The sequence below is a fragment of the Herbaspirillum robiniae genome (assembly GCF_002213415.1).
Classification (GTDB): Bacteria; Pseudomonadota; Gammaproteobacteria; order Burkholderiales; family Burkholderiaceae_D; genus Herbaspirillum; species Herbaspirillum robiniae.
Window position 1 is genome coordinate 1 of the sequence record NZ_NJGU01000020.1, and the last position, 5,932, is coordinate 5,932.

Here is a 5,932-nt window from a genome sequence, read left to right on the forward strand (position 1 = left end):
GCCAACGCTTGCCACCACCTTCGTCATCCCGGCGAAAGCCGGGATCCAGTGGCTTTCGTTGCGCATCGACGGTCGCTGAACGACGCTGGATCCTGACTTTCGTCAGGATGACGGAGAAGGAAGATGGGCCGTCAGGTCTCACAGGCTTCATCTGCGATCGATGGACTCAGCAAGACCATCGACATTCCTACCACCGCCAACGCTCACCTCCACCTCCGTCATCCCGGCGAACGCCGGGATCCAGTGGCTTTCGTTGTGCATCGACGGCTGCTGAACGACGCTGGATCCTGACTTTCGTCAGGATGACGGAGAAGGGGATGGGGTAGTCGGACTTGTCATTGGCGTCTGGTGCGACCTGTGCACAAGACAGCCGGCTTTCCTCCCACCTCCGTCATCCCGGCGCACGCCGGGATCCAGCGTCTTTCGTCGCAGATCGACGCCAGTCTCTTCCATCGCACGCAGCGCTCACTACCCAGCCGCCCCCGCAAATTCCACACAGCGCCGCGCCAGCGTATCGGTGGGATCGACCAGCGCGATGCGTTTGCCGTCCTCCAGCGCCAGCTCGGCGAACGGCAGCAACAGCGGCAGTTCGGTGCAGCCGAGTATCACCACCTCGGCGCCTTGCCGAACCAGGTCGTCCAGGCCGGCGCGGAGGTCGTCCTGGCAGCGGCCTTGCGTGTGGCCGGCCTTCACCCCTTCGCGGCCGTAGATCGCTTCCATCACGCGCTCTTGCGCGGCGGGGGAGGGCGCCAGTTGCTGCAGTCCCTGTTCTTCCAGCGCGCGCTGGTAGACGCCGCTGCCCAGCGTGCCGGAGGTGGCCAGGAGGCCGACCTGTTTCAGCTCCGGATAACGCTCGCGGATGCTTTGCACCGTCACCGTCAGCATGTTGACGATGGGGATCGACAGGCTGGACTGGATGCGCTCCACATAGGCATGCGCGGTGTTGCAGGGAATGGCGATCAGGTCGGCGCCGCCGTCTTCCAGTTTCTTGCAGGTGGCGTACAGCGCGATGGTCGGGTCCTGGCCGTGGCCGACCAGGTTGTCGGTGCGGTCTGGGATCTGCGGGTTCTGTTCCACGTGCACCTTGATGTGGTCCTGGTCGCGCGCGGCGGGTGTGTTGCGCACGATCTTCTGCATGAAATCCACGGTCGCCGCCGGGCCCACGCCGCCCACCACGCCGACCTTGAACGGCTTGGCGGCGGCCTCGCCCTGGCTGTCGGCCACGTATTGCGCATACACCCGGTTGGTGTCCACCAGCGGTACCGCCAGCGGCGTCACCGCGTGCGCCACCAGCGCGACTTCGGTCAGGCCGGGCAGGATCAGGTCCACTTCCTGCGCGGCCAGGTCGCGCGCCGCCTCGGTCAGCAGCTGCAGCGGCCGGCCGCCCAGGTTGCCGCGCTTGATGCCGTCTTCGCCGTACACCGCCTCGGTCACCAGGTCGCGCCCCTGCACCGTGCGCGGATAGCGCACCTCGAACGAGGCCTCGGGGAAGTAGCGCTCGAACAGGCCCGAGCTGCGCGTGGCGTCCGAGGTCAGCACGCCGATGCGCCGCGCTTGCGGATGCGTCTGGCGCACGTGGTGCTTCAGCGCTTCCATCATGTCGACGATGGGCAGGGCGGTGTTGGCGCGCAGCTCGTCGAGGAAGGTGTGGCTGAGAAAGCAGGGCAGCACCACCGCACCTACGCCGCGCTTCTCGAAGTCGCGGATCATGTCGAACACGTACAGCTTGCGCTCGGTGGTGGCGGCGGCGACGCTGGCCGAGCCGCTGCCGCGAAACGGGTGCTGCTCGAAGACGACGTCGGCGTCCGCGATGCCGCCGCGCGCGGCCATGGCCTGCATCAGTTTGAAGAAGACGTCGGCCGAGGCCAGCGGACCGAGTCCGCCGACGATGCCGTAGGAGCGGCGGGTGTTGTTACGGGGAGTGGTCATGCTGGTCCTTGCGCGGGTTGCCGCCTTGTCGTCGATGCAGCCAGTATGCGCGCAGGCGGCAGCGGCGCCGATGCATTGCGCGCATGGAGCGGGGGCGGCGCGGGCGTTTGGGGCGGCGGGCTCATGCGTATTGGACATAAGGCGCGCGTGGACCTACGTATCCGTCCCGCTTATCCGTGCCATGCGATGCATGAATTTGATTTATCGTAACTGCGCACCTACCATGCAGTCAGCGTCGCAAAGCCTTTGGCTGTGCGGCTTTGCGGCCGATCGTGCCGCTTTTCGCCTTGCAGATCATGCCCAATATCGAAATGTTCGTCGTCGAAGGCTACAGCGACCAGCAGAAGGAAGCGCTGGTGGCCGCCCTGACCCATGCCACCGTCGAGGCCATCGGCGCGCCCATCGACTCGGTGCGCGTGTGGCTGACCGAGGTGCCGCCCAGGCAGTTCGGCGTCGCCGGAAAATCGCTGGCGGCGCTTGGCGTGCCGCGCGCACAGCAGGGCTAGGAGGCGCCATGTCCATCATCCAGGTTTTTTTCATCGCCGGCCGCACCGACGAGCAGAAGGAGCGGCTGATCGCCGCGCTGACCGACGCCGCCGTCCATACCGTGGGGATGGCGCGCGAAGAAGTGCGCGTGATCCTCAAAGACATCCCCAACACCGAATACGGCATTTCCGGCAAGACCGCGAAATCGCTGGGCCGCGGCGTCGACCGCCACGGCCGCACGCCGGATGCCGGATGCGTCGTGACGGCGTCCTGATCCCCACCTGTTTCATTTGGCTGGTCCGAACAACGTCGTGGTTGTGTTTTGCAGTTTGGACCCTTTTGCGGGGCACGTTCGCGTGCCCCTTTTTTCGTCCGTGCAATGCGTTCCGGCGACGGCGACGTCTGCGGGTAAAATGCGGGGCTGACCTTCAGGCGGGCAGCCCGGTCCGCCGCCAACCACAGACGAACAACAATGAGCTACACCCCAAGCCGCGCCATGGGCTACGGCTGCCTGATCCTTTCCATGTCCATGGTGGGCGCCTATGTCGCGCTGACCAAGCCGCTGGCGGCGGCGCTGCCGGTGTTCCTGCTGGCATGGATGCGCTTCGGCATCGGCGCGGTGGCCATGGCGCGCTGGCTGAAGAAGCCGGCCGATGAAAAGCCGCTGTCGGCGCAATCGCGCTGGCTGGTGTTCCTGGAATCCTTCCTCGGCAATTTCCTGTTCACGATCTGCATGATCACCGGCGTGTCGATGACCAGCGCGGTGTCGGCGGGTGTGATCATGTCGGCCATTCCCGCGGTGGTGGCACTGATGAGCTGGATCTTCCTGAAGGAAAAGATCACCCTGCGCGTGTGGGGCGCGGTGGCCTGCGGCGCCATCGGCATCGGCATGCTGTCGCTGGCCAAGAACACCCACGGCGACGCCGGCGGCGCGCATGCGGCCAATGCCTGGCTGGGCAACCTGCTGGTGTTCGGCGCGGTGCTGTGCGAAGGTTCGTACGCCGTGATCGGCAAGAAACTGACCGCGGTGCTGACGCCCAAGCGCATCAGCGCCGTCATCAACCTGTGGGGCCTGCTGCTGATGACGCCCATGGGCTTTTACACCGCATTGCGCTTCGACTTCGGCGCCGTGCCCGCCAACATCTGGCTGCTGCTGGTGTTCTACGCGCTGGCCGCCAGCGTGTGGACCGTCTGGCTGTGGATGACCGGGCTGAAGGTCGTTCCGGCCGGGCGCGCCGGCGTGTTCACCGTGATGCTGCCGGTGTCGGCCGCGCTGGTGGGCGTGGTCGCGCTGGGCGAGAGCCTGACGCTGTTGCAGGCCGGCGCCTTTGCCGTCGCCATGGCCGGCATGCTGCTGGCCACCTTGCCCGGCCGCGCGGCCAGGACAACCGAAACCGAATTGCCGCTGAACTGAGCGAGGAACCCATGAACAAACCGACCCGCCCCCAGGGCAAGCCCCAGTCCAAGGCGCAAAAGCCTGCCGCCAGGCCCAACCCGAACCAGAAGCCGGCAGGCCCGGCCAAGGACAAGCCCAAGACCCACGTCGCCACCGACGCCTCGCGCCGCCGCCAGCACAACGCCCATGCGGCTTCGCAGGTGATGGATGAGGGCGAGGAAGAGATGCTGCAGATGGTGGCCCTGGCCACCGCGGTTGCCGCCGGCGAGCCCGACGCCGGCGGCCGCCGCGTCGGCCAGGAAGAACTGGAGCGCATGGTGCGCAATTGCCTGCGCCAGCGCGACGACGAGACGCTGTACGAAGCGCTCGAGCAGCTGCGTTACGACAACCGCCGCGGCCACGGCCTGCTGCTGGACGTGGCCGAAGAGACGGCCGACGTGGTGCTGCTGCGCCGGGGCGAGAAGGAGATGGAGATCAACGCCTTCCTCATCCCCTTCCTGGCGCGCACGCGCGGCGGCCTGCGGCAAGAGCAGGCGCTGGCCGACGGCGACGCCTTCGACGCGCTGCGCGCCAGCCTGCAGGACGCCGGGCTGGAAAGCCCCAAGGCGCGCGTGGTGCTGGTGCACCACCTCTACCATCCGGAAGAGATCGGCGCGCTGACCTACGGCGACGTCGAGGCCATGAACCGCGACGCCTTCGCCTCGCTGACCGACAAGAAGGTCATGAGCGTGCCGGCCATCGAGCGCAGCATGCGTGGCTGGCCGGACGGCGCGTTCGGCGCCGACGACGAGGTGCTGGAATTGCGCTTCCTGCTGGGCTTCGCGCTGAAGGATCTCAACGATCCCTTCTATGCGATTCCCGCGGACGAGGCGGCCGCCGATGCCTACTTCGAGCAGCGCGCCGCGCACTTCCGCAGCTGGGCCGAGAAGTACACGCCGCTGATGCAGCAGTGCCTGACCGGCAAGCCTGCGGGGCAGGCGCAGTGCGAACTGCACTTCATGTACCAGGACCTGTTCCACGGCGCCAAGCGCACCGGCAACGCCGAGTACCGCACGCTGCAGATGTTGTCCGAACTGGAGCAGGGACTGGCGCAATCCGGCGTGGCCGCAGGCGATGCCGATGCCGTATTCGCGGTGGCCGAGGACGACGGCGAGGCGGTGCTGCAGGTCGTGCTGCGCGCCGGCGCGCGCGTGCTGGCGCGGTCCGAACAGGTGCTCGACGGCGACGCCCAGGAGCAACTGTTCGACGCGGCCGATGCCGTGTCTTCGCTGGGCGTGGCCGGCTTCAGGCTGGCCGACGCCATCGACGCCGACGGCGGCACCCAGCGCGAGCGCGACTTTCCCCGCAGCTGAGCGCTCAGTCCAGCAGCGCCTGCAGGCTCACGCCTTGCGGCTGGCAGCGGAAATACAGCTCCACCTGCATCGGCCGCCAGCCGCGCACCAGCTGGCGCAGGTCGGCCTTCATCTGCTGCTTGCCGCAGAAGTCGTAGGCCTTTTCCTTGGCAGCGGCGGTGAGCGCCGGGATGGACATGGTGTAGCTCACGCCGGTGGCGCTGACCATGAACAGGTCGCGATCCTCCGATTTGACTTCACTGAAATTGGCGCAGCCCGACAACGCGGCTGCGCCGGCGCATGCGGCCAGCAGGCTGCCGGCGCGCAGGCGGCGTGATAAGTGTGATGTGCGCATGAGACCCCCTCGTGCTTTGCTCATGAAGCTGCAATTGACTGGATTCCTTGCGGCGGTGTTGCTGCAGGGAATGAAATGCAGGAATGACAGCGTAGGCTTTTGTACCCGGGCGGTGGTGGGGTCTTACCTGGATTTACGTGGATGGCGTGGCTGTAAAAATGATGGGGGAAGTTGCAAGGATGTTGGGTTGAGGGGGGCTCTGTTGTCGGGTTGGTGGGGAGGGGGCGTTGTTGTCTGCTTTGAGGTCTTGGGAGATATCGGGGTGGGGCGACTGTAGTGACTACTCTCTTGAGCCAGCTGTGCTGTTCGTCATCTTTGTCATCTTTGTCATCGCCGACATCGCCGACATCGCCGACATCTCCGACATCTCCGACATCTCCAACATCTCCAACATCTCCAACATCTCCAACATCTCCAACATCTCCAACATCTCCA

At 66.2% G+C, this 5,932-nt stretch carries 6 protein-coding genes; 4 read left to right on the forward strand and 2 right to left on the reverse strand.

The window, feature by feature from the left end; all coding sequences use genetic code 11:
- Window positions 1–468: 468 nt before the first annotated feature.
- On the reverse strand, window positions 469–1,929 hold the full coding sequence (cuyB, locus tag CEJ42_RS23950) for a cysteate racemase (protein WP_088752775.1): 1,461 nt from the start codon (window positions 1,927–1,929) through the stop codon (window positions 469–471).
- Window positions 1,930–2,225: 296 nt separating this feature from the next.
- On the opposite strand from cuyB, the gene CEJ42_RS23955 reads away from it, so the two are divergent.
- The 4 genes from CEJ42_RS23955 to CEJ42_RS23970 all read left to right on the forward strand — a co-directional run bounded on the left by CEJ42_RS23955 (window position 2,226) and on the right by CEJ42_RS23970 (window position 5,163).
- Window positions 2,226–2,435 carry a tautomerase family protein gene (locus tag CEJ42_RS23955; protein WP_088752779.1) on the forward strand — a complete coding sequence of 70 codons (210 nt, stop codon included), beginning with the start codon at window positions 2,226–2,228 and terminating at the stop codon, window positions 2,433–2,435.
- Between the two features lie 8 nt (window positions 2,436–2,443).
- Window positions 2,444–2,689 (forward strand): tautomerase family protein, encoded by a 246-nt coding sequence (locus CEJ42_RS23960; protein WP_088752776.1) that lies wholly within the window; start codon window positions 2,444–2,446, stop codon window positions 2,687–2,689.
- 198 nt (window positions 2,690–2,887) lie between these two features.
- Window positions 2,888–3,829, forward strand: a complete 942-nt coding sequence (locus CEJ42_RS23965) for a DMT family transporter (protein WP_079217473.1) — start codon at window positions 2,888–2,890, stop codon at window positions 3,827–3,829.
- An 11-nt stretch (window positions 3,830–3,840) separates the two neighbouring features.
- A complete protein-coding gene (locus CEJ42_RS23970) occupies window positions 3,841–5,163 on the forward strand; it encodes a DUF2863 family protein (protein ID WP_088752777.1) in 1,323 nt (440 codons plus the stop codon).
- Between the two features lie 4 nt (window positions 5,164–5,167).
- Here the strand turns inward: CEJ42_RS23970 and CEJ42_RS23975 are convergent, their stop codons facing one another.
- Window positions 5,168–5,497: a hypothetical protein gene (locus CEJ42_RS23975; RefSeq protein WP_088752778.1), complete on the reverse strand. Its 330-nt coding sequence runs from the start codon at window positions 5,495–5,497 to the stop codon at window positions 5,168–5,170.
- Window positions 5,498–5,932: the final 435 nt, after the last annotated feature.